At 71.4% G+C, this 20,223-nt stretch carries 23 protein-coding genes; 9 read left to right on the top strand and 14 right to left on the bottom strand.

What is annotated here, in order from left to right; genetic code table 11:
• Window positions 1–4 precede the first annotated feature (4 nt).
• The 5 genes from mqnE to IE244_RS32845 form a co-directional block, all read right to left on the bottom strand.
• Window positions 5–1,168, bottom strand: coding sequence for an aminofutalosine synthase MqnE (mqnE, locus tag IE244_RS32865; RefSeq protein ID WP_191877220.1), 1,164 nt, complete (start codon window positions 1,166–1,168; stop codon window positions 5–7).
• A gap of 38 nt (window positions 1,169–1,206) precedes the next feature.
• Window positions 1,207–1,662 (bottom strand): Lrp/AsnC family transcriptional regulator, encoded by a 456-nt coding sequence (locus tag IE244_RS32860; RefSeq protein WP_031166822.1) that lies wholly within the window; start codon window positions 1,660–1,662, stop codon window positions 1,207–1,209.
• Window positions 1,663–1,738: 76 nt separating this feature from the next.
• Window positions 1,739–2,386: a UbiX family flavin prenyltransferase gene (locus tag IE244_RS32855; protein ID WP_191877300.1), complete on the bottom strand. Its 648-nt coding sequence runs from the start codon at window positions 2,384–2,386 to the stop codon at window positions 1,739–1,741.
• A gap of 79 nt (window positions 2,387–2,465) precedes the next feature.
• Window positions 2,466–3,368, bottom strand: a complete 903-nt coding sequence (mqnP, locus tag IE244_RS32850) for a menaquinone biosynthesis prenyltransferase MqnP (protein WP_191877219.1) — start codon at window positions 3,366–3,368, stop codon at window positions 2,466–2,468.
• The gene (locus IE244_RS32845; protein WP_191877218.1) at window positions 3,365–4,816 is read right to left on the bottom strand and encodes a menaquinone biosynthesis decarboxylase; all 1,452 of its coding nucleotides are present in this window, start codon (window positions 4,814–4,816) and stop codon (window positions 3,365–3,367) included. The genes mqnP and IE244_RS32845 overlap by 4 nt, the downstream gene beginning before the upstream one ends.
• An 88-nt stretch (window positions 4,817–4,904) precedes the next feature.
• Here IE244_RS32845 and IE244_RS32840 point away from each other — a divergent pair, with 88 nt between their 5' ends.
• The gene (locus tag IE244_RS32840; protein ID WP_191877217.1) at window positions 4,905–5,471 is read left to right on the top strand and encodes a TlpA family protein disulfide reductase; all 567 of its coding nucleotides are present in this window, start codon (window positions 4,905–4,907) and stop codon (window positions 5,469–5,471) included.
• Window positions 5,472–5,478: 7 nt separating this feature from the next.
• Here IE244_RS32840 and IE244_RS32835 read toward each other — a convergent pair whose 3' ends face one another.
• Window positions 5,479–5,967, bottom strand: a complete 489-nt coding sequence (locus IE244_RS32835) for a DUF3515 family protein (protein ID WP_191877216.1) — start codon at window positions 5,965–5,967, stop codon at window positions 5,479–5,481.
• A gap of 114 nt (window positions 5,968–6,081) precedes the next feature.
• Between IE244_RS32835 and IE244_RS32830 the strand changes: the two genes are divergently transcribed.
• The gene (locus IE244_RS32830; protein ID WP_031166810.1) at window positions 6,082–6,360 is read left to right on the top strand and encodes a PLD nuclease N-terminal domain-containing protein; all 279 of its coding nucleotides are present in this window, start codon (window positions 6,082–6,084) and stop codon (window positions 6,358–6,360) included.
• A gap of 118 nt (window positions 6,361–6,478) precedes the next feature.
• Here the strand turns inward: IE244_RS32830 and IE244_RS32825 are convergent, their stop codons facing one another.
• The gene (locus tag IE244_RS32825; protein WP_191877215.1) at window positions 6,479–6,802 is read right to left on the bottom strand and encodes an ArsR/SmtB family transcription factor; all 324 of its coding nucleotides are present in this window, start codon (window positions 6,800–6,802) and stop codon (window positions 6,479–6,481) included.
• Window positions 6,803–6,924: 122 nt separating this feature from the next.
• Between IE244_RS32825 and IE244_RS32820 the strand changes: the two genes are divergently transcribed.
• From IE244_RS32820 to IE244_RS32810, 3 genes are all read left to right on the top strand, one after another.
• A complete protein-coding gene (locus tag IE244_RS32820; RefSeq protein ID WP_191877214.1) occupies window positions 6,925–7,899 on the top strand; it encodes a quinone oxidoreductase family protein in 975 nt (324 codons plus the stop codon).
• A 131-nt stretch (window positions 7,900–8,030) separates the two neighbouring features.
• Window positions 8,031–8,738: a DUF6232 family protein gene (locus IE244_RS32815; RefSeq protein ID WP_229854499.1), complete on the top strand. Its 708-nt coding sequence runs from the start codon at window positions 8,031–8,033 to the stop codon at window positions 8,736–8,738.
• Complete coding sequence (locus IE244_RS32810; RefSeq protein WP_191877213.1) at window positions 8,735–9,088, top strand: hypothetical protein; 354 nt, start codon at window positions 8,735–8,737, stop codon at window positions 9,086–9,088. Before IE244_RS32815 ends, IE244_RS32810 begins: the two co-directional genes overlap by 4 nt.
• Before the next feature lie 20 nt (window positions 9,089–9,108).
• Here IE244_RS32810 and IE244_RS32805 read toward each other — a convergent pair whose 3' ends face one another.
• Window positions 9,109–11,037 carry a serine/threonine-protein kinase gene (locus IE244_RS32805; protein WP_229854497.1) on the bottom strand — a complete coding sequence of 643 codons (1,929 nt, stop codon included), beginning with the start codon at window positions 11,035–11,037 and terminating at the stop codon, window positions 9,109–9,111.
• Window positions 11,038–11,077: 40 nt separating this feature from the next.
• Window positions 11,078–11,818 carry an LppU/SCO3897 family protein gene (locus IE244_RS32800; protein ID WP_229854494.1) on the bottom strand — a complete coding sequence of 247 codons (741 nt, stop codon included), beginning with the start codon at window positions 11,816–11,818 and terminating at the stop codon, window positions 11,078–11,080.
• Between the two features lie 87 nt (window positions 11,819–11,905).
• Here IE244_RS32800 and IE244_RS32795 point away from each other — a divergent pair, with 87 nt between their 5' ends.
• The 4 genes from IE244_RS32795 to IE244_RS32780 all read left to right on the top strand — a co-directional run bounded on the left by IE244_RS32795 (window position 11,906) and on the right by IE244_RS32780 (window position 15,542).
• Window positions 11,906–12,499 carry a TetR/AcrR family transcriptional regulator gene (locus tag IE244_RS32795; protein WP_191877212.1) on the top strand — a complete coding sequence of 198 codons (594 nt, stop codon included), beginning with the start codon at window positions 11,906–11,908 and terminating at the stop codon, window positions 12,497–12,499.
• 51 nt (window positions 12,500–12,550) lie between these two features.
• The gene (locus IE244_RS32790) at window positions 12,551–13,000 is read left to right on the top strand and encodes a nucleoside deaminase (protein WP_191877211.1); all 450 of its coding nucleotides are present in this window, start codon (window positions 12,551–12,553) and stop codon (window positions 12,998–13,000) included.
• Complete coding sequence (locus tag IE244_RS32785; RefSeq protein WP_191877210.1) at window positions 12,993–13,958, top strand: isopenicillin N synthase family dioxygenase; 966 nt, start codon at window positions 12,993–12,995, stop codon at window positions 13,956–13,958. Before IE244_RS32790 ends, IE244_RS32785 begins: the two co-directional genes overlap by 8 nt.
• 168 nt (window positions 13,959–14,126) lie before the next feature.
• Complete coding sequence (locus tag IE244_RS32780; RefSeq protein ID WP_191877209.1) at window positions 14,127–15,542, top strand: condensation domain-containing protein; 1,416 nt, start codon at window positions 14,127–14,129, stop codon at window positions 15,540–15,542.
• Window positions 15,543–15,558: 16 nt separating this feature from the next.
• On the opposite strand, the gene IE244_RS32775 is transcribed toward IE244_RS32780, so the two are convergent.
• From IE244_RS32775 to IE244_RS32755, 5 genes are read right to left on the bottom strand one after another with little or no spacing between them, the layout of a single operon-like run.
• Complete coding sequence (locus tag IE244_RS32775; RefSeq protein WP_229854488.1) at window positions 15,559–16,035, bottom strand: SRPBCC domain-containing protein; 477 nt, start codon at window positions 16,033–16,035, stop codon at window positions 15,559–15,561.
• Window positions 16,036–16,060: 25 nt separating this feature from the next.
• Window positions 16,061–17,143: a c-type cytochrome biogenesis protein CcsB gene (gene ccsB / locus IE244_RS32770; protein WP_191877208.1), complete on the bottom strand. Its 1,083-nt coding sequence runs from the start codon at window positions 17,141–17,143 to the stop codon at window positions 16,061–16,063.
• Complete coding sequence (resB, locus tag IE244_RS32765) at window positions 17,140–18,846, bottom strand: cytochrome c biogenesis protein ResB (RefSeq protein ID WP_191877207.1); 1,707 nt, start codon at window positions 18,844–18,846, stop codon at window positions 17,140–17,142. The genes ccsB and resB overlap by 4 nt, the downstream gene beginning before the upstream one ends.
• Before the next feature lie 3 nt (window positions 18,847–18,849).
• On the bottom strand, window positions 18,850–19,617 hold the full coding sequence (locus tag IE244_RS32760; protein WP_031166783.1) for a cytochrome c biogenesis CcdA family protein: 768 nt from the start codon (window positions 19,615–19,617) through the stop codon (window positions 18,850–18,852).
• A gap of 1 nt (window position 19,618) precedes the next feature.
• Complete coding sequence (locus tag IE244_RS32755; RefSeq protein WP_191877206.1) at window positions 19,619–20,209, bottom strand: TlpA family protein disulfide reductase; 591 nt, start codon at window positions 20,207–20,209, stop codon at window positions 19,619–19,621.
• Window positions 20,210–20,223 lie beyond the last annotated feature (14 nt).

Raw genomic sequence — 20,223 nt, 5'->3', positions numbered from 1 at the left:
CTGTTCACACCCGCATGGGCTGGGGGGACTCGCGGCGCTCCGGGTCGGGGCCGTCGTACTCGCGGATGATCTCGTACCGCGTGTTCCGCTCCACCGGGCGGAAACCGGCGTCCCGGATCAGGTCCAGCAGGTCGTCACGGGTCAGCTTGTTCGGCGTGCCGTAGTTGTCCGCGTCGTGCGTGATCTTGTACTCGACGACCGAGCCGTCCATGTCGTCCGCGCCGTGCTGCAGGGCCAGCTGGGCGGTCTGCACGCCGTGCATGACCCAGAAGACCTTCACGTGCGGGACGTTGTCGAACAGCAGCCGGGAGACCGCGAAGGTCTTCAGCGCCTCCGCGCCGGTCGCCATCTGGGTACGGGCCTGAAGGCGGTTACGGATCTTGCCGTCCTTCATGTCCACGAAGTCGTGCTGGTAGCGCAGCGGGATGAAGACCTGGAAGCCGTTCGTCTCGTCCTGCAGCTCGCGGAGCCGCAGAACGTGGTCGACGCGGTGCCTCGGCTCCTCGATGTGCCCGTAGAGCATGGTGCACGGGGTCTTCAGACCCTTCTCGTGCGCCAGGCGGTGGATCCGGGACCAGTCCTCCCAGTGGGTCCTGTGGTCCACGATGTGCTGCCGGACCTCCCAGTCGAAGATCTCGGCTCCGCCGCCGGTGAGGGACTCCAGGCCCGCGTCGATCAGCTCGTCCAGGATCTCCGAGGCCGACAGACCGCTGATCGTCTCGAAGTGGTGGATCTCCGTCGCCGTGAAGGCCTTCAGGGAGACGTGCGGCAGGGCGGCCTTCAGCTCGCGCAGGGAGCGCGGGTAGTAGCGCCACGGCAGGTTGGGGTGCAGGCCGTTGACGATGTGCAGCTCGGTGAGGTTCTCCGACTCCATCGCCTTGGCGAGCTTGACGGCCTCCTCGATGCGCATCGTGTACGCGTCCTTCTCCCCCGGCTTGCGCTGGAAGGAGCAGTAGGCGCAGGAGGCCGTGCACACGTTGGTCATGTTCAGGTGCCGGTTGACGTTGAAGTGCACGACGTCACCGTTCTTGCGGGTGCGCACCTCGTGGGCGAGGCCGCCGAGCCACGCCAGGTCGTCCGACTCGTACAGCGCGATGCCGTCCTCGCGAGTCAGCCGCTCACCGGAGCGGACCTTCTCCTCCAGCTCGCGCTTGAGCCCGACGTCCATACCCACACCTTTCTACGACAGCCCGACCAACCGTATCCCTAGACCTCTTCGGGCAGCTCCCCGACCCGGTTCTCCCACTTCGTGGACAGGACGATGGTGGTCCGGGTGCGCGAGACGCCCTTGGTGCCGCTGAGCCGCCGGATGGTCCTCTCCAGACCGTCCACGTCGGACGAGCGCACCTTGAGCATGTACGAGTCGTCGCCGGCGATGAACCAGCAGTCCTCGATCTCGGGCAGGTCCCGCAGCCGCTGGGCGACGTCCTCGTGGTCGGCCGCGTCGGAGAGCGAGATGCCGATCAGCGCGGTGACGCCGAGGCCGAGCGAGGCCGCGTTCACCGTCGCGCGGTAGCCGGTGATGACACCGGCCGCCTCCAGCCGGTTGATGCGGTCGGTGACGCTCGGGCCCGACAGGCCGACGAGGCGCCCCAGCTCCGCGTAGGAGGCCCGGCCGTTCTCCCTCAGGGCCTGGATGAGCTGCCTGTCCACCGCGTCCATGCGATCGAAGCCTTCCGCTGAAGAGTTCCGAGTTGATGAGAGGTACTGCGACGTGCCCGGTCGAACCGCTGGTCCGTCAGTCCGCCGAACCGCCGCCCAGCTCGCCCCGCCACCGCCGGTACAGGCCGTGCGCGACACCGGCCGCGTCCAGCACCCGTCCGGCGACGAAGTCCACCAGGTCCTGGATGTGCGTGGCGCCCGCGTAGAAGGCGGGCGAGGCCGGTACGACGGTGGCACCGGCGTCGTCCAGCGCGACCAGGTGGCGCAGGGTCTGCCCGTTCAGCGGCGTCTCCCGCACCGAGACGACCAGCGTCCGGCGCTCCTTCAGGGTGACGCTCGCCGCACGCTGCAGCAGGTCCTTGGAGAGCCCGAGCGCCACACCGGCCACGCAGGCGGTGGAGGCGGGCACGATGAGCATCCCCTTCGCCGCGTACGACCCCGAGGACGGACCGGCGGCGAGGTCACCCGCGCTCCAGTACCGCATCCCGCTGATGTCCACGTCGAAGGTCCCGGGCTTGCCGTCGGCACCCCGGGCCAGCCATTCCCGCAGGTCGTCCTGCCAGTGGGCGTCGCGGAACGAGATCCCCGTCTCGTCCAGCAGCGTCAGCCGCGAGGCCCGGCTGACCACCAGGTCGACCGCCTCGCCCGCCTCCAGCAGCGCCCGCAGCACGGCTGCCGCATACGGCGTCCCGGAAGCACCGGACACCCCCACGATCCAAGGCACGCGCTGCGTTTCTCCTGCGTTCACACCTTGAGCGTACCGGTCGGTCGGGAGTTGCTCAGGCCGGGTGGCCCGGGGTTCGTCAGACGGTCAGACCGCGCACCAGGAGATCAAGCAGGGCGCACACGAACAGGGCAATGCCGATGAAGCCGTTGACCGAGAAGAACGCCCTGTTGAGGCGGGACAGGTCGTGGGGGCGGACGATGCGGTGTTCGTAGACGAAGGCGCCTGCGACGATCAGCAGGCCCAGCCAGAAGAAGGCACCGGCTTCCGTGGCCACCGCGTACCAGACGAAAAGGGCCGTGGTGATCGTGTGGCAGGCCCGCGCGCCCCAGATCGCCGCCGGGATGCCGAAGCGGGCCGGGACCGACAGGACGCCGGTCTCCCGGTCGGTCTCGACGTCCTGGCAGGCGTAGATCAGGTCGAAACCGCCGATCCAGACGCCGACCGCGAGGCCGAGGATCACCGCGTCCCCGTTCCAGGAGCCGGAGACGGCGAGCCAGCCGCCGACGGGGCCCATGGCCTGGGCGAGACCGAGGATGGCCTGCGGGAAGTTCGTGAAGCGTTTGCCGTAGGGGTAGACCACCATCGGGATGACGGCCACCGGGGCGAGGGCCAGGCACAGGGGGTTGAGCAGGGCGGCCGCGCCCAGGAAGACCACCAGGGCGATCAGGGCGCCCGTCCAGGCGTGCCGGACCGACATCGCGCCGGTCACCAGTTCCCGGTGGGCCGTGCGCGGGTTACGGGCGTCGATCTCGCGGTCGATGATCCGGTTGACCGCCATCGCGAACGTGCGCAGACCCACCATGCACACGGTGACCAGCAGCAGCCGGCCCCAGTGGATGTTCCGGTCCCCCTCGTACATCGCCGTGAGGGAGGCGATGTAGGCGAAGGGCAGCGCGAAGACCGAGTGCTCGATCATCACCAGGCGCAGGAAGGCTTTGGTGCGTCCCGGCTGCGGGATCGCTGCGGAGGCGCTGCTCACAGGCCGTACTCCTTCCAGCGGCGGTCCACCAGGGCCGCCGTGTCGGGGTCGGAGAGGACCATGTCCGGCCAGCCGCCGTCCCGGGTGTAGCCCTCCTCCGGCCACTTCTTCGTGGCGTCGATCCCCGCCTTGCCGCCCCAGAACTGCTGGTAGGAGGCGTGGTCGAGGTGGTCGACGGGGCCTTCGACGACCGTGAGGTCACGGGCGTAGTCGGTGTTGCCGAGGGCCCGCCAGGCGACCTCGTGCAGGTCGTGCACGTCGCAGTCGGAGTCCACGACCACGATCAGTTTGGTCAGGGACATCATGTGCGCCCCCCAGACCGCGTGCATCACCTTCTGCGCGTGCTTCGGGTACTTCTTGTCGATCGAGACGATCGCGCAGTTGTGGAAGCCGCCGGCCTCGGGCAGGTGGTAGTCCACGATGTCCGGGACGATGACCTTCAGCAGGGGCAGGAAGAACCGCTCCGTCGCCCTGCCCAGCGGGCCGTCCTCCGTGGGCGGGCGGCCCACGACGATCGACTGCAGCAGCGGGCGCCTGCGCATCGTCACGCAGTCGATCTTCAGCGCCGGGAACGGCTCCTGCGGGGTGTAGAAACCGGTGTGGTCGCCGAAGGGGCCCTCGGGCAGCATCTCGCCCGGCTCCAGCCAGCCCTCCAGGACGACCTCGGCCTGGGCCGGCACCTGCAGGGGCACCGTCTTGCAGTCGACCATCTCGATCCGCTTGCCCGCGATGAACCCGGCGAAGAGGTACTCGTCGATGTCGCCGGGCAGCGGGGCGGTGGAGGCGTAGGTGACGGCCGGGGGGCAGCCGAAGGCGATGGCGACGGGCAGCCGCTCCCCCCGGCGCGCGGCCACCTGGTAGTGGTTGCGGCTGTCCTTGTGGATCTGCCAGTGCATGCCGATGGTGCGCCGGTCGTGGCGCTGGAGGCGGTACAGCCCGAGGTTGCGGATGCCCGTCTCCGGGTCCTTGGTGTGCGTGAGGCCCAGGTTGAAGAAGGAACCGCCGTCCTGGGGCCAGGTGAACAGCGCCGGGAGCCGGTCGAGGTCCACCTCGTCCCCGTGCAGGACGACCTCCTGGACGGGAGCCTCCTTGACCTTCTTCGGCGGCACGTGCGTCATCGCGCCGAGCTTGCCGAAGGCCTCGCGCACACCGACGAAGCCGTGCGGCAGCTCGGGCCGCAGCAGGCCGCCGATCTTCTCGGAGATCTCGCCGTACGACTTCAGGCCGAGCGCCTTCAGCAGCCGCCGGTCGGTGCCGAAGACGTTCATCGCGAGGGGCATCGCCGAGCCCTTCACGTTCTCGAAGAGGAGGGCCGGACCGCCGGACTTCTGCACCCGGTCGACGATCTCCCCGACTTCCAGACAGGGGTCGACCTCGGCCTTGATGCGCTTGAGGTCGCCCTCGCGCTCCAGCGCCCGCAGCAGGGAGCGAAGATCGTCGTAAGCCATGGGGTCAAGTATCGCCGACCTACCCCTTCGTCCCTGCGCCCACCCCTGCCGGGCCGGGGGTGCGGCGCGGCTGGGATACTCGGCGATCATGAGACGTCGTCGCGTGTTACGGCTCCTGGTCCCGCTGTTCGCGCTCGCCGCGTGCGCGCCCCCGCAGGACACGGCCGGCTCCGCCCCGTCCCCGGTGCGCCGCTTCGCGGCCGCCGACCGTGAGGCCGCCCCCGACCTCGCCGGCACCGCGCTCGACGGCGGCCGGATCAGGCTGTCCGACTATCGCGGCAAGGTCGTCGTCCTCAACGTCTGGGCCGCCTGGTGCGGCCCCTGCCGTGCCGAGGCGCCCGAACTCTCCGAGGCCCAGCGGCACCTGGCGGCCAAGGGCGTCCAGGTGCTGGGCGTGGACACCGACGCCGACCGGTCCCAGGGCCGGGCGTTCGCCGGCGATCACCGGCTGGCCTACCCGAGCCTGCACGACCCCGGCAGCCGGCAGCTCGTCCACCGGCTGCCCGCCAAGTACCAGACGTCGACGCTGCCGTACACGCTGTTCATCGACCGGGACGGGAAGGTCGCCGCGCAGGGCCTGGTCAGGCTCAGCGAGGCGGACGTGCGCACGATCACGCGCCCGCTGCTCGCCGAGAAGACGCACCGGACGCGCTGAGCGCGGCTCAGTGGGCGGCCAGGCAGTGGTCGGTCTGCCGCACCGGCGCGACCAGTCGGCTCAGCCGCATCAGCACGGTGTCGGTCTGCCGTACCGAGTCCGCGAGCGTGATCTCGACGGCGGGCCGGCGGCCGTAGGTGACGAGGAGGTCGTGTCCGTCGCGCGCGGCGGTCTCGCGCAGCACCCAGTCGACGCCGTTCACGGCGATGCACGGGTCCTTCGTCCCGGCGGGCGGGTTGAGGCCGCAGCGCAGGCGCACCCGCCCGTGGCCCCAGGCCGTGAGTCCCTCGTAACTGACCGGGTCGCGCCGGTCGCCGTCCAGGCGGTCCGGGTAGTGCGCGGCGATCCGGGCGCATGCCGGGTCCTTCGCCAGCGGCCCCTGCCGCATGCCGAACACCGGCGAGGCCAGCTCCCGGGCGACCAGCACACCGCCGAGGGCCAGCCCCCCGGCGGCCAGCGCGGCCGCCGCCCGCCTCCTGCGCGCACGCGTCCTCATCGCAGCCGCCTCTCCCCCGGTCCCCGGGCAGCGATCATGAAGCATCCATCATGGCCACCCGCTACCCTGGCCCGGTCACCGGGGCCGTCTCACTTCGTCGGGGGATCCCACGCCATGCTCAGGTATCTGCCGTTCCTGCTGGTCCTGGCCCTGTGGATCTACGCCTTCGTGGACTGTCTGAACACCCCCGAGGAAGAGGTGCGGCATCTGCCGAAGGTGGTGTGGGTGGTCGTCATCCTGCTCTTCGGCGAGGTGCTGGTCGGCCCGGTCGCCTGGCTGATCACCGGCCGGGCGCGGCAGGCCCGGCCCGGCGGTTCCGCCGCCGCCTGGGTCGCGCCCGACGACAATCCCGAGTTCCTCAAGTCCCTCGGCAAGGACGACCGGGACACCTGATTGGAGCTGACGGCGCTGAAGCCGGCGGAGTTCGTGGCGTTCGGCACGATCGAGGCCACCGAGCGAGTGGGCCCGTCGGCGCCGCCGATGCCCGTGGCTCAGCCGCCCGGCCGCCGGGTCAGTCGTCCCGGAGGACCAGGTCCAGCAGCCCGGGGAAGCGGGCGTCGAACTCCGCCCGGCGCAGCCGGTTGACCCGCTTGGGGCCCTCGTCGCGCTGTTCCACCAGCCCGGCGCCGCGCAGCACCGAGAAGTGGTGGCTGAGGGCGGCCTTGCCCACCGGTACGTCGAAGCTGCCGCAGCTGCGGCTCCAGTCGGCGGAGCCGGCCAGCTCCCTGACGAGGACGAGGCGTACGGGGTCGGCGAGGGCGGCCAGGGCCGTCTGCACCGGGACGTCGTCGGGGTGGGTGTGGTCCGGGGCGGTCCGGTGACTGCTGGCGGTCACGTGCGTCCCCTCCCTCTTTCTCCGTCGTCCCCGTGCGGGGGCTTGCCGAGTGTTCGATGAAAACCATACACTCACGGGTGTTCGCTTTTGATTGAACAGTCGAGTGGAGCCGGGAGTACGGCATGCGCGCGGTGGAGTTCCAGGAGTACGGCGGTCCCGAGGTGCTGCGGCTGGTGACGGCCCCGGCGCCGGAGCCCGGCCCCGGGCAGGTGAGCATCGACGTGGCCTATACCGGGGTGAACTTCGCCGACCTGAAGGCCCGTTCCGAGGGCTACCGGGTACCCGCGCTGCCCTACGTCCCCGGCGTGGAGGTCTCCGGCCGCGTCCGCGCGCTCGGCGCCGGCGTCACGGACCTCACCGTCGGCCAGGAGGTGATGGCGCTCACGGAGGGCGGCGCCTACGCGGAGGTGACGGTGACCGAGGCGGCCACCGTCTTCCCGGTCCCCTCCGGCCTGGACCTGCGCACCGCCGCGACCCTGCCCGCGGTGCTGCCCACGGCGTACGCCCTCGTCCACACCGTCGGCCGGCTCCAGCCCGGCGAGTCGGTCCTGGTGCAGGGCGCGGCCGGCGGCATCGGCACGGCGGTCGGCCAACTGGCCCGCGCCGCGGGCGCCGGGGCGGTGTACGGCGTGGTGTCCTCGGCCGCGAAGGCCGCCCACGCCAAGGACCACGGGTACGACGAGGTGTTCGTCGGCGCCTTCCAGGAGCGGGTGCGCGAGGCGACCGGCGGACGGGGCGCCGACCTGGTCCTGGACCCCGTCGGCGGCGACACCCTGCGCGCCGGACTGGCCTCGCTGGCCGTCTTCGGGCGCCTGGTCTCCTTCGGCAACGCGAGCGGAGCCGAGCCGTGGAGCGTGGGCCAGCCCGAGCTGTACCCGCGCGGCGTCTCGGTGTCCGGCTTCTCCATCCTGACCCTGGCCGGTACGGCGCCGGACGTGCTGCGCCGGCTGTCGGAGCAGGCGTTCGCCAAGGCGGCCGACGGGACGGTGACACTGCCGGTGACGGCCGAGTTCCCCCTGGCGGAGGCGGCGCGGGCGCACCGGCTGATGGGGGGACGGTCGAGCACGGGGAAGCTGCTGCTGCGGGTCACGGACTGAGCCGGCCTCAATTCCCCTCGCACAACCGGCACTTGCTGACCACTGACGGCTTGCCATCACGCACCCGGGGCGTTGTTAATGGTGGTCAGTGAGTTGCCAGGGACCGCCTGACCACTGGGGGACAGAAGCAGATGCAGACCGGCCCGCCACCCGAGCGCCCGACCCAGGATCCGCCGACCGCACCCGCCCCGCCGCAGGAAGCGCCCGCTGCACCGCCCGCGGCGCCCGGCGCCACGCCGCACCCGCCGGACGTCCCCGCGCCGCCGGCCCGTCCGGGTCCTTCCCGGCTCGATCTGCGGGTCAGCAAGCGGATCCTGTGGATCGGCGCGGCTGTGTACCCGCTGGCGAACATCGCCCGCGTCTACACCTTCGTCCTGCAGCCCAGGCGCAAGGAGGCGGTGCTGCGGTTCCTGCGGTACACCGCGGGGACGCTGGCCGTCGGGTTCATCGCGATGCTGCCCAGCCTGCCCGCCCGCGTGCTGGACAACGGCGGGGAACAGACCTCGCAGCACTCCAGCATGGCCGGCTATGTCACCTTCGTGTGGATCGCGGCGATCCTCGCCGAGATCTTCTTCCTCATCGACATGCTCTCCGTCCTGTTCGCGGCCCCGCACCACGTCCTCGCGGTCGAGACCTCGGGCACGTCCACCGCGCTGGTCACCAGCAGGGACCCGCGCTATCTGGACCAGATCGTCGGCCAGATCTCGTACGCCATCGATCATCCGGACACCGAGTTCAAGGTGCTGGTGGAGAGCCTCACCGTCTCGCCGAAGAACTACTACTTCGGCGACAACGTCAACATGTACGGCGGCAGCGGAAACGTGGGGATCGGCGCATGAGCGGCACCAACCACTACTACGGCGACAACGTGAACATGTACGGCGGCCGGAACAACCAGGGCATCGTCAAGAACCAGGGCGGCCCCGGAGCCGGGCAGCAGGACCCGGCCCTGGCCGCCGCCCTGGCCGAACTGAACGGTCTGGTCGCCCGGTTGCGGACCCAGGTACCGGCGCCCGACGCCCAGCTGCTGGACGAGTCCCTGCCCGCCGTCAGTCCCGACGCCGCCGTGCCCGCCCAGGAGCGGCACCGGGCGCTGATGGCGATCGCCGGGATCGCCGCCACCGTCGGAGCCGTGGGCCGGCCGGTGGCCGAGGCCGTACGCGCGGTCATCGGGATGATCAGCGGATAGCCGCCACGGCGGCGGCAGCGTCAGGTCCGGGCCCAGCGCTGCGAGGACGCCCCCGACTGGCAGCTCGCCTCGGCCACGCCGCCGCCGAACGCGAGGTCGAGACAGCCGCCGTCGAAGACCGTGCGCAGCGAGGCGCCGGAGCCGGTCGTCCAGCGGAGGTTGCCACCGCCCTGCGCGCAGTCGCCGGCGAAGACGGCCTGGCCGTTGCCGTTGGCACTCAGGCAGGCGCCGGTCGAGACGTTGACGACCTTGACGCTGCCGCCGGCGGCGCTGCGGAAGGTCCAGCGGGCCGTCGAGTCGGAGCAGTCGCCGAGGGCCGAGGAGCCGTAGACCTGGATCAGGCACTTGCCGTTCTCGCCGTTCTTCAGCCGGAACGCGCCGGAACCACCGCCCCCTCCGGTCGAGCCACCGGACCCCCCGGAGCTGCCGGAGCCGCTTGACCCACCGGAGCTGCCGGAGCCGCTTGACCCACCGGAGCTGCCGGAGCCGCCGGGCCCCGGTCCGGAGCCGCCGCCCTCGCCGCTCCTGTCACTCCCCGCGCCCCCTGCGCCGGCTCCGCTCCCTCCGCTCCCGGTGCCGGATCCGCCACCGGAGCCGCCCGTCCCGCTCTGCCGGTCATCCGTGGTGCCGCCCTTCGCCCCGTGCGCCCCGCTCTCCCCGTGCTTCTTCTCCGCGCCCGCCGGTGCGGCGGAGCCCTTCTTCCCCGCGCCCCTCCCGCTCGGCCCGGGCGTCCCGGAGGGGCTCGCCGAGGAGGTGCCGGGGGCAGGATCGGCCGGGGCGGAGACGGAGGCGCCCGGGGTGCCGGCGGCACCGGCGCGGTGAGCGTCCGTGGCGTACGGCGCCAGCTGGAAGGCGAGGGTCGCGACACCGGCGCCGGCCACGATCGGCACGACGGCGACCAGCACGCGCCGGCCGCGCCGCTCCCGCTCGCGGCGGCGCCCACCGGGCCGCACGACGACCTCACCCTCCGCACGCCCACCGCCCGGCCCAGCCCCCTCGGAGCCCGGCCCGGCTTCCCCGTCCGGGTCCGGCTCCGGAACCCGGGTCGCGAAGTCCGTCCGGGACGTGAGGAGTTCGGTGAGGCCCGTGGGCCATCGGGGCGGCCCGGAGGGGGCGTGGCCGGCGGTCAGGTCGAGGAGTTCGGCCGCGCTGGGCCGGCCCTCGGGGTCCTTGTCCAGGCAGGAGGCGACCACGGACGCCAACTCCGGGTCGAGGGCGCGCAGTTCCGCCAGGTCGGGCCGCTCGTGCACGATCCGGTACAGCACCCCGTGCCCGGACTCGTCGCCGAACGGCGGCCGTCCGCTCCCCGCGTACGCCACCACGGACCCGAGCGCGAAGACGTCCACGGCGCCCGTCAGCCGGCGGGCGCCGGAGGCCTGTTCGGGAGACATGTAGGCCGGGGTGCCGACCACCATGCCGGTCCGGGTCAGCCGGCTCTGCTCGGCGGCCCGCGCGACCCCGAAGTCGATGAGGGTGACCCCGTCGAGGGTCAGCATGACGTTGGACGGCTTCACGTCCCGGTGCACCATGTCCAGCCCGTGCACCGCCGCCAGCCCCACCGCCGCCTCCCGCAGCAGCAGCCACAGCGACTCGGCCGGCAGCGGCCCGCCGTGCGCCTCGACCGCCTCGCGCAGCGTCAGCCCGGGAACGTACGCGGTGGCGAACCACGGCGGCCGGGCGTCCCGGTCCCCGGCGAGCAGCGGCGCGGTGGCCCCGGCGGGCAGCCGCGAGAGGTTGTCCAGCTCGTGCCCGAAGCGGCGGACGAAGTCCTTGTCCTCGCCGACGACCGACGGCAGGACCTGCTTCACGGCGGCGTACCGCCCCTTGTGCACACCGAGGTAGACCCGTCCCATGCCACCGGCCCCGAGCCGCCCGACGAGCGGGATCGGTCCGATCCGCCGGGGATCGCCCTCCTCCAGCGGCTCGACCCCGTACTGTTCCCCGTTCAACTCTTTCCCCCATAGGTCGGCCGGCTTCCTGCACGCTGCTTCAGCGGGCGTACGACCCGAGGCCGACCAGGCAGTAGACGTACTCGTTCATGGTCGCCCCGTTGATCGTGTAGCGGGAGGAGAAGGCGTACTCGGTCCGGGGGTTGTCGTTGCAGCGGCTCATGTCCGAGGTCAGCGGGATGGTCTCGATCACCTTGTAGTGCGCGTCGGACGCGGAGCAGGAGACCTCATCCACGCCGCTGACCGACTGCGCGGTGGTGGAGTCGGGCAGGGTGCCGTTGAGGCAGGTGCCCGAGGTGTAGGGGCTCGGGTCCGGGCTCGGGGTGCCATAGGGGTCGTCGGTGCCGTACGGGTCGCCGCTGTACGGGTCGCTCGTGTCCGGAGCGCTGCTGTACGGCTCGCCGGTCGCCGTGGCGGTCGGGTACGACGGTGAGTACGGCGACGAGCTGAGCGTGTCCCCTGCCGTGTCGTCGCCGCTGCCGCGGTTCGTGAGGACCAGCAGCAGCACGACGACGGCGACGACACCGATCACACCCAGGCAGGCGAGGCCCTGCTTCTTCTCGGAGCCCGCTCCGGCGGCGGCCGGCGTGACGCGGATCCGCAGGTGCACCTCGCGGTCGCCGGTGCGCAGCCGCACGAGGTCGCCGTCGCGGACCGGAGGTATGCGCACGGGCGGTACGCCCGCGCCCGGCGGCAGTCTGAGGACCGTTCCGGAGGCGGCCTGCTGCGGGGTGAGAGAGACGGGGATCTCGGGGATTCCTTGGTTCTCGGATGACGACACCAGCCGCTCCTGGATGTGAGGATGAGACAACCAGTGTGGGCCAACAGCCCACAGAACTAAAATATCTTTCTAGAAAAGCACTTCAGTATGAGCCCCAAGCAGCAGCGTGGCGAGGCCACCGTCGAACAGCTCCTGGACGCCGCCCTGCGGGTGTACGCCGAGTCGGGCGAGCAGGGGCTGACGGTCGCTGCGCTCACCCGCGCGAGCGGGGTGAGCCTCGGCAGCCTCTACCACCACTTCGGCAGCGTCGACGGGCTGATGAACGCCCTGCTCACCCGCTGGCTCGGCCGGCTGCTCGGCGAGCTGGTCGCGGCGCTGGAGCACACCCGTACCGCCCACACCGGTATTCGTGCCCTCGTCAGGACCTACCTGAACTTCGTCCAGGAACACCGGGAGGCGGCGCTGCTGCTGCACTCCTCGTACGCCGACCGGCAGGGAATGGCCGACGGCAAACGCCTCCGGGACGCCCAGGAGGCCCGGCTGTCGCCGCTCGCCGAGTGGGCGGGGCGGTACGTGGACTCCGGCGACCTCGCCCCGCTGCCGGCACCGCTGCTGGAGTCCCTGATCCTCGGTCCGGTCATCGGGGTCGCCCGCCGGTGGCTGTCCGGCATCGACGACGTGGACCTGGACCAGGCGGCGGTGCTGCTCCCGGAGCGGATCTGGCGGGCCGTGGCGCTCTAGCGCGGGGCCTGCCCCGTTGCCCCCCACCCGTCCGGCCAGCACAGTGAAGCCATGGATGAACGACAGGCCCGCGCCTGGCTCGCCACCGCCGTCGACGAGGCCCGCGCCGGACTGGCCGAGGGCGGGATCCCCATCGGCGCCGCGCTCTACGCCCCCGACGGCACCCTCCTCGGCCGCGGCCACAACCGCCGCGTCCAGGACGACGACCCCTCGGCGCACGCGGAGACGGCCGCGTTCCGCGCGGCGGGACGGCAGCGCTCGTACCGCGGCACGACCATGGTCACCACGCTCTCCCCGTGCTGGTACTGCAGCGGCCTGGTCCGCCAGTTCGGCATCTCCCGGGTGGTGATCGGCGAGGCCGCCACCTTCCACGGCGGCCACGACTGGCTCGCCGGGCACGGTGTGGAGATCGTGCTGCTCCAGGACCCCGAGTGCGTCGCGATGATGCGCGCCTTCGTCAAGGACCACCCGCTGCTGTGGAAGGAGGACATCGGTGACTAGCGCACGCGTTCCCACCATCGATCTGGGGCCGTGGCTGGGCGGTGCCGGAAAGGCCCGTGCCGCGCTGGCCCGTACCGTCGACCAGGCGCTGCAGACCGCCGGGTTCCTGCTGGTCACCGGGCACGGGGTGGACCCCGGGCTGCGGGCCGGGATCCGGGCGGCCGCGCGCGAGTTCTTCCTGCTGCCCGCCGAGGCCAAGCAGGCGTACGCGGCGAAGGTCGGCGGCCGGGGCTGGCTCGGGCCCGGCGCCGAGGCCAACGGGTACGCGGAGGGCACCGAGACCCCGCCCGACCTGAAGGAGTCGCTGACCTTCGCGACGGACGAGCCCTTCGAGGACCCCGTCGTCAACGCGGAGTGGTACGCGCCCAACGTGTGGCCCGCCGAGGTCCCCGCACTGCGGCCGCTCTGCACCCGGTACCTGGCGAGGATGGCCGCCCTGGAGAAGGAACTGCTGTCGCTGCTGGGCTACGCGCTGGGGCTGGAACCCGACTTCTTCTCGCGGCACATGGACCATCCGACGTACGGCTTCAACATCAACTGGTACCCGGGCACGGAGGTGGTGGGCGAGCCGCTGCCGGGGCAGTTCCGGATCGGGCCGCACACCGACTTCGGGACCGTGACCATCCTCGACCGGCAGGCCGGGAAGGGCGGACTGCAGATCCACACCGACGCGGGCGGCTGGCAGGACGCGCCGTACGACCCCACCGCGTTCACCGTCAACGTCGGTGATCTCCTGGCCCGCTGGACCGGCGACCGGTGGCGGTCCGGGCGGCACCGGGTGCTGCCGCCGCCCGCCGACGCGCCCGCCGAGGAACTGATGTCGCTCGTGTACTTCGGCGAGTGCACCCCCGGCACCCGGGTGGAGTCCGTGCCGGCGCCGGTGGGCCGGGTGGCGTACCCGCCGGTCGACTCGCACGTGTACCTGCGCGAGAAGCTCGACTCGATCACCGTCGGCTGACGCCACCTCTGCCCCACCGGTCACCGTCGGTTATTCACTTCCGCGTTCGGCCCGCCACCCGATCCGTTGAATTGGAGCGGGCGGGCATGTCCCGGCCGCGTCCCACGGCATTGCCTTCACGGGGGGCCCGCATTCAGGGCCCCCCTTTTTTTTGCCGATAGGAGACGCGTGCGAATCACTGACATCCAGCGCTGCGAGGTCCGGCCGGGACGGCTCGTCGAGTGGACGCTGAGCCCGGCGACCGTGGCGGCGGCGACGGCACTGCCGGAGGACTCCCGGCCGCCCGCCTACATCCAGGAGTCGCACATCAGGACGGCCAGGTGCGTCCGCGAGGACGGGCTGTTCGTGCCGACCTGGCTCGGCACCGCCTTCGACCTGCCGGGGCCGGTCGACCTCGACGCGCTCCAGGAGGCGCTGCGCGCCTGGACGGTACGGCACGAGACGCTGCGCAGCGGCTTCCGCTGGGCCGGACCCTCGGGAGACGAACTGCGCCGGTTCACGCTGGACGCCGCGGACGTCTCCCTGCACCGGGAGGAGGCGGGCGACTTCGGCGACGCGGACGAGCTGGTCCAGCACCTCCAGGACCGCTTCGACACCGTCGCGGACGCGCTGCGCTGGCCGAACCTGATCTACACGGCGGTCGTACGGGACGACGGCGCCAGCGTGTACATGGCGTTCGACCACAGCAACGTCGACGCCTACTCCCTGACCCGGATCGCCGCCGAGATCCACGAGCTGTACACGGCGACCCTGGCCGGCACCGAGCCCGGCCCCCTGGCGCCCGCGGCCAGCTATGTCGACTTCTGCGAGATCGAGCGGGCCGACGCGGACGGCATCGACGGCCGGCACGCGGTCGTCGACCGCTGGCGGGCGTTCATCCGGCGCTGCGACGGCACGCTGCCGGGCTTCCCGGTCGACCTCGGCGTGGTGCCGGGCGCCCCGCTGCCGAGGCAGCGGATGCTGTGCGAGCCGCTGGCGGACGCGCAGGAGGCGGCGGCGTTCGAGGCGTACTGCAGGCCGTACGGCGGCAGCATGGTCGGTCTGCTGGCCGCGACCGGGCTGATCGTGCACGAGCTGGGCGGGCAGTCGGTGTACCGGACGGTGGTGCCGTTCCACACCCGGGTGAAGTCGCGGTGGAACGACTCGGTGGGCTGGTACGTGGGCGGCGCCCCCATCGAGGTCCCGGTCGGCCGTACGGCGGGCTTCCCCGACACCCTGCGGGCGGTGCGCGCCGAGCTGCAGACCAACCGGTCCCTGGCCCGGATGCCGCTCGCGCGGGTGCTGCGGCTGCTCGGCGCGGACTTCCGGCCGACCTCCCCGGACCTGTACTCGATCGTCTCCTACGTCGACACCCGGGCCGTACCCGGCGCCGAGCACTGGGCCGGGCAGCGGGCGCACGCGCTGCTGCGGGTGTCGTACGGCGACCAGGTGTGCGTGTGGGTGAACCGGCTGCACGAGGGGCTGTGGCTGGCGAGCCGGTACCCGGACACGGACGTGGCGGCGAAGAACCTGCGGCTGTACGTGGAGCGGCTGCGCGACCACATCGCCTCGGTGGCCCACGGAAGCCTCTCGGCGGTGTCCTGACGCGGCCGCCGCGGGCCTAGGTGAACTGGCCGGGGAGGGGCTCCACGGGCTCCTGCCCGGAAAGGTCCTGTGGCGCGGATCCGGAAGGGCTCCGCGGGGACTCCAGGCGCGCCGTCAGCTGCTCGAACCGGGCACGCCAGCCGGCTTCCGACTCGCGCTCCCCCTGGAACTCGTGGGTGAACCGCAGCACGCAGCTGTCGTCGCCGCCCCGTTCCAGATGGAACCGGATCCGGCCGCCGTCGCCGAGGGTGTACTCGGCGACCCGGTCCACGTCCCACGCGGTGACCCGCCCCGCCCCCACGTCACGCAGGGCGACCGCGCCGTCGAGCCTGGGTTCCAGCACGTCGACGGCGGTGAACCAGCCCCCGAGTCCCTCGGGGGTGGCCACCGCCGCCCAGACGTCCTCCATGCGTCGCGGGAGCCGCACCAGGAAGTGGAGTATGTGCGTGTTCCCGTGGGTCTGACTGGTGCCCTGTTCGATGGAACCGCTCATGACACCAGTGTCACCGACCCCGGGCTCACACGCCCGCGTAGGAGTGCTTGCCGCTGACGAAGATGTTGACGCCGTAGTAGTTGAACAGCCAGCAGCCGAAGGCGATCATCGCCAGGTAGGCGGCCTTGCGGCCCTTCCAGCCGGCCGTCGCGCGGGCGTGCAGGTAGCAGGCGTAGGCGACCCAGGTGATGAAGGACCAGGTCTCCTTCGGGTCCCAGTTCCAGTAGCGGCCCCAGGCGTCGCCCGCCCAGATCGCGCCCGCGATGATCGTGAACGTCCACAGCGGGAAGACGGCCGCGTTGACGCGGTAGGCGAACTTGTCCAGCGAGGCGGAGGCGGGCAGCCGCTCCAGCACCGAGGTGGCGAACGCGCCGGGCTTGCCGCCGGTCTGCAGCTTGGTCTCGTACGCGTCCTTGAACAGGTACAGGATCGTGGCGACCGCGCCGACGTAGAAGACCGCGCCGCAGAAGATCGCGGTGGAGACGTGGATGTACAGCCAGTACGAGTGCAGCGCGGGCACCAGCTGGTCGCTCGCGGTGTACAGGACGGTGACGGCCAGACCCAGGTCGAGCAGGACCGTGGTGATCAGGAACAGCCCGAGCCAGCGCACGTTCTTCCGCAGCGCCAGCAGCGCGAGGTACACGCCGACGGCCACCGTGGAGAAGGTGATGTTGAACTCGTACATGTTGCCCCACGGCGCCCGCTGCACGGAGGCCGCGCGGCAGACGACACCCACCAGCTCCACGAGGAACGCGAGCACGGTGAGCGAGACGGCGATACGGCCGTAGAGGTCGCCCTGGACGTCACCGCCGTGCGCGCCGGGCCCGTCCGGCACGTCCCGGGCGCCCGACGCCGACCGCACGACGACCTTGGGCCGCTCCAGCACGGCGGTTCCCCCGCCGGACTGCTTGACGGTGACGGCCGGGCCCTGGGCGGCCCCGGCCTCCGCCGTGAGCGCGGCGGCCGTGCGGGCCACCTTGCTGCGGCTGCCGAAGAGCCACTCGGCGATGTGGGCGAAGAAGGCCAGGGTGTAGACGGCCATCGACGAGTAGATCAGCGTGTTGCTGATGCTGGCGAGGTGTTCGTTGGTTGCGGCGGCGAGAGTCACTTCTCAGCCCCTTCGGCAGGTACGACTGGTGTGTCGGGGGATTCTGCGGAGTCGTCGTCGGGTTCGGGTGTCCCCGGCGCCTGGTCGTAGAGGGTTCCGGCGAGTTCGCCCAGTTCCTCGGGCACCTTGGCGGACTCGCCGCGGCCGAGCCCGGCCATCTCGACCACCGTCACGCCGTCCGCGCCGCGCACTGCCCGCACCCACACACGGCGGCGCTGGATGAACAGGGACGCGGCCAGACCGAAGATCGCGGTGAGGGCACCGCCGAGCGCCCAGCCGCCGCCCGGCTCCTGGACGATCTCGAAGCCGGCCCATTCCTTGATGTTCTTCTCGAAGGTGACGGACCCGGCGCCGTTCGGCAGCGTGAGCGTGTCGCCCGGCAGCAGGAGCTTCTTCAGCAGCTGGCCCTTGCCGTCCTTGAACGCCTTCATGTGCGTCTTGTCCAGCTGGTACACGTTCTGCGTGCCGCTGTCGACGCCGAGGTCGCCGTGGTAGGCGTTCACCGCGAGCAGCGGGTTCACCAGTGCCGGGAACTGCGAGAGCATCGTGCCGCTCTTCGGGTCGAAGGTCGGCACGAAGAAGGCCTGGAAGCCGAGCTGCTCCTTCTGGCCCTGTCCGTTGCGGTAGCCGTCCATCACCTTGACCACGCCGTTGGAGGTGACGTTGCCGTCGAGCGGCAGCAGCGGTGTGGCGGCACGGTAGACGACCTTGCCCTTGCCGTCGCGGACCGTGATGACGGGCGCGTAGCCGTGGCTGACGAGGTAGACCTTGGCGTCGCCGATGTGCAGCGGCTCGTTGACCTTGATCGTGGTCGGCTTCCGCCTGCCGTACGCCCCGACGCTGTAGTCGATCTTCGCCTGGTAGGTGCGCGGCGTGCCCTTGTTCGGGCCGGTGAGCTCGTAGGTGCCCTTGAAGTCCTTCAGGTCGAAGCTGAACGGCACCAGGTCGTCGTTCTGGAACAGGCTGCCGGACTTGAAGTCGTCGTACATCGGCAGCGCGTTGGAGAAGCCGTCGCCCTCGACCATCAGCTTGGTGCCGTCCGACTTGTACAGCTGGCCGGAGGCGAAGGCGACGAGCAGCACGATCAGCGCGATGTGGAAGGCCAGGTTGCCGACCTCGCGCAGGTAGCCCTTCTCGGCGGCGACGGCGTCACCGGCGAGATGGGCGCGGAAGCGGCGCTTCCTCAGCAGAGCGAGCGCGGCCTCGCGGACCTGCTCGGGGTCGGCCTCGGTGCGCCAGGTGGTGTACGCGGGCAGCCGGGTCAGCCGCCTGGGCGCGCCCGGCGGCCGGCCGCGCAGCTGGCCGACGAACTGCCAGGTGCGCGGGACGATGCAGCCGATGAGGGAGACGAACAGCAGGATGTAGATCGCGGAGAACCACACCGAGCTGTAGACGTGGAACAGGCCGAGCTTGTCGTAGATCGGGCCGAGCGTCTTGTGGGCCTTGCGGAAGTCGTCGACCTTGTTGAGGTCGGCGCCGGTCTGCGGGATCAGCGAGCCGGGGATCGCGCCGAGCGAGAGCAGCAGGAGCAGCAGCAGCGCGACCCGCATGGAGGTCAGCTGCCGCCAGAACCAGCGGGCCCAGCCGATGACGCCGAGGCCGGGCACGGAGGAGAGTTCCTCCCGCGGCGCGGTGGACAGCTGGGAGCCGGCCGCGCCGAGATCCTCCTGGTCCTGGCTCTTGTCGGTTTCGGTCTTGCTCATCGGTCAGATCCCCACATCGAAGCCGCCGGACCAGATCTGCAACTGCTGCACCATGCTGCTCCACGCACCGGTCAGCAGCAGCACTCCGGTCACGATCATCATCGAGCCGCCGACGCGCATCACCCAGGCGTAGTGGCGCTTGACCCAGCCGAAGGCGCCGAGCGCCTTGCGGAAGGCGACCGCGGTGAGGACGAAGGGGATGCCCAGACCGACGCAGTAGACGACCAGCAGGAGTGCGCCGCGCCCGGCGCTGGACTCGGTCATGGCGAGAAGGTTCACCGACGACAGGGTCGGTCCGAGACAGGGTGTCCAGCCGATACCGAAGAGCGCACCCAGCAGGGGCGCGCCCATCAGGCCGGTCACCGGCCGCCGGTGGAAGCGGAACTCGCGCTGGGTCAGGCCGGGCAGCAGCCCCATGAAGAACACGCCCATGAGGATCATGAGCACGCCGAGCACCTTGGAGAGGGTGTCCTGGTAGTCGACCAGGTTGCGGCCGAAGTAGCCGAACAGCGCCCCGCTGGAGACGAACACGGCGCTGAAGCCGAACACGAACAGGGAGGCCCCGGCGACCATCCGCCCGCGCCGGGCCTGGGCCAGGTCCGTGCCGGCGACTCCGGTGACATAGGAGAGGTAGCCGGGGACGAGGGGCAGGACACAGGGCGAGAAGAAGGAGACGAGCCCGCCGAGCAGGGCGATCGGCGCGGCGATGAACAGGGCGCCGTGCATCACGGTCTGGTTCTGGCCCAACGCCAGCGTCAGCGTCGCGCTCACGTCACTTCTCCGCCAGGACCGGCTTGAGCATCTTCAGCAGGGAGGTGTCGTCGAGCGCCTCCAGGGCCCGCGCGGCGACCTTCCCGTGCTTGTCGATGACGAGCGTGGAGGGGATCAGCTGCGGGTTGAGCGTGCCCTTCTTGAAGCGGAGCATCAGTCTGCCCGTCGGGTCGTACAGGCTCGGGTAGCCGATCCCGTGCTCCTTCTCGAAGGCGATCGCCGGGGTGGTGCTGGTGTCCCGGGTGTTGATGCCGACGAACTGCACGCCCTTGCCCTGGTACTGCTTCGACACCGTGGAGAAGTACTGCGCCTCCTCGCGGCAGGGGCCGCACCACGAGCCCCAGACGTTGATGACGACGACCTGGCCCTTGTAGTCGGCCACGTCCAGCGTCCTGCCGTCGATGGTCTTGCCGGACAGGTCCGGGGCCGGGGCGCGCTTGCCCGGGGCGGCGGTGGCGATGCCGTTGTTGCCGGTGACGAAGTTGGTGTTGCCACCGCCGCCGGAGGTGCCGCCGTCGCCACACGCGGACAGCGTCAGGGCCAGGGCGGCGGCCACGGCGCTGAGCAGGACGGCGCGGCTACGGGTACTCATGTGAAAAGTTTCGC

This window comes from Streptomyces filipinensis (assembly GCF_014649495.1).
In the GTDB taxonomy this organism is placed as follows: domain Bacteria; phylum Actinomycetota; class Actinomycetes; order Streptomycetales; family Streptomycetaceae; genus Streptomyces; species Streptomyces filipinensis.
Note: the sequence above shows the minus strand (reverse complement) of the source record. Positions and strands in the feature narration are given on the sequence as shown.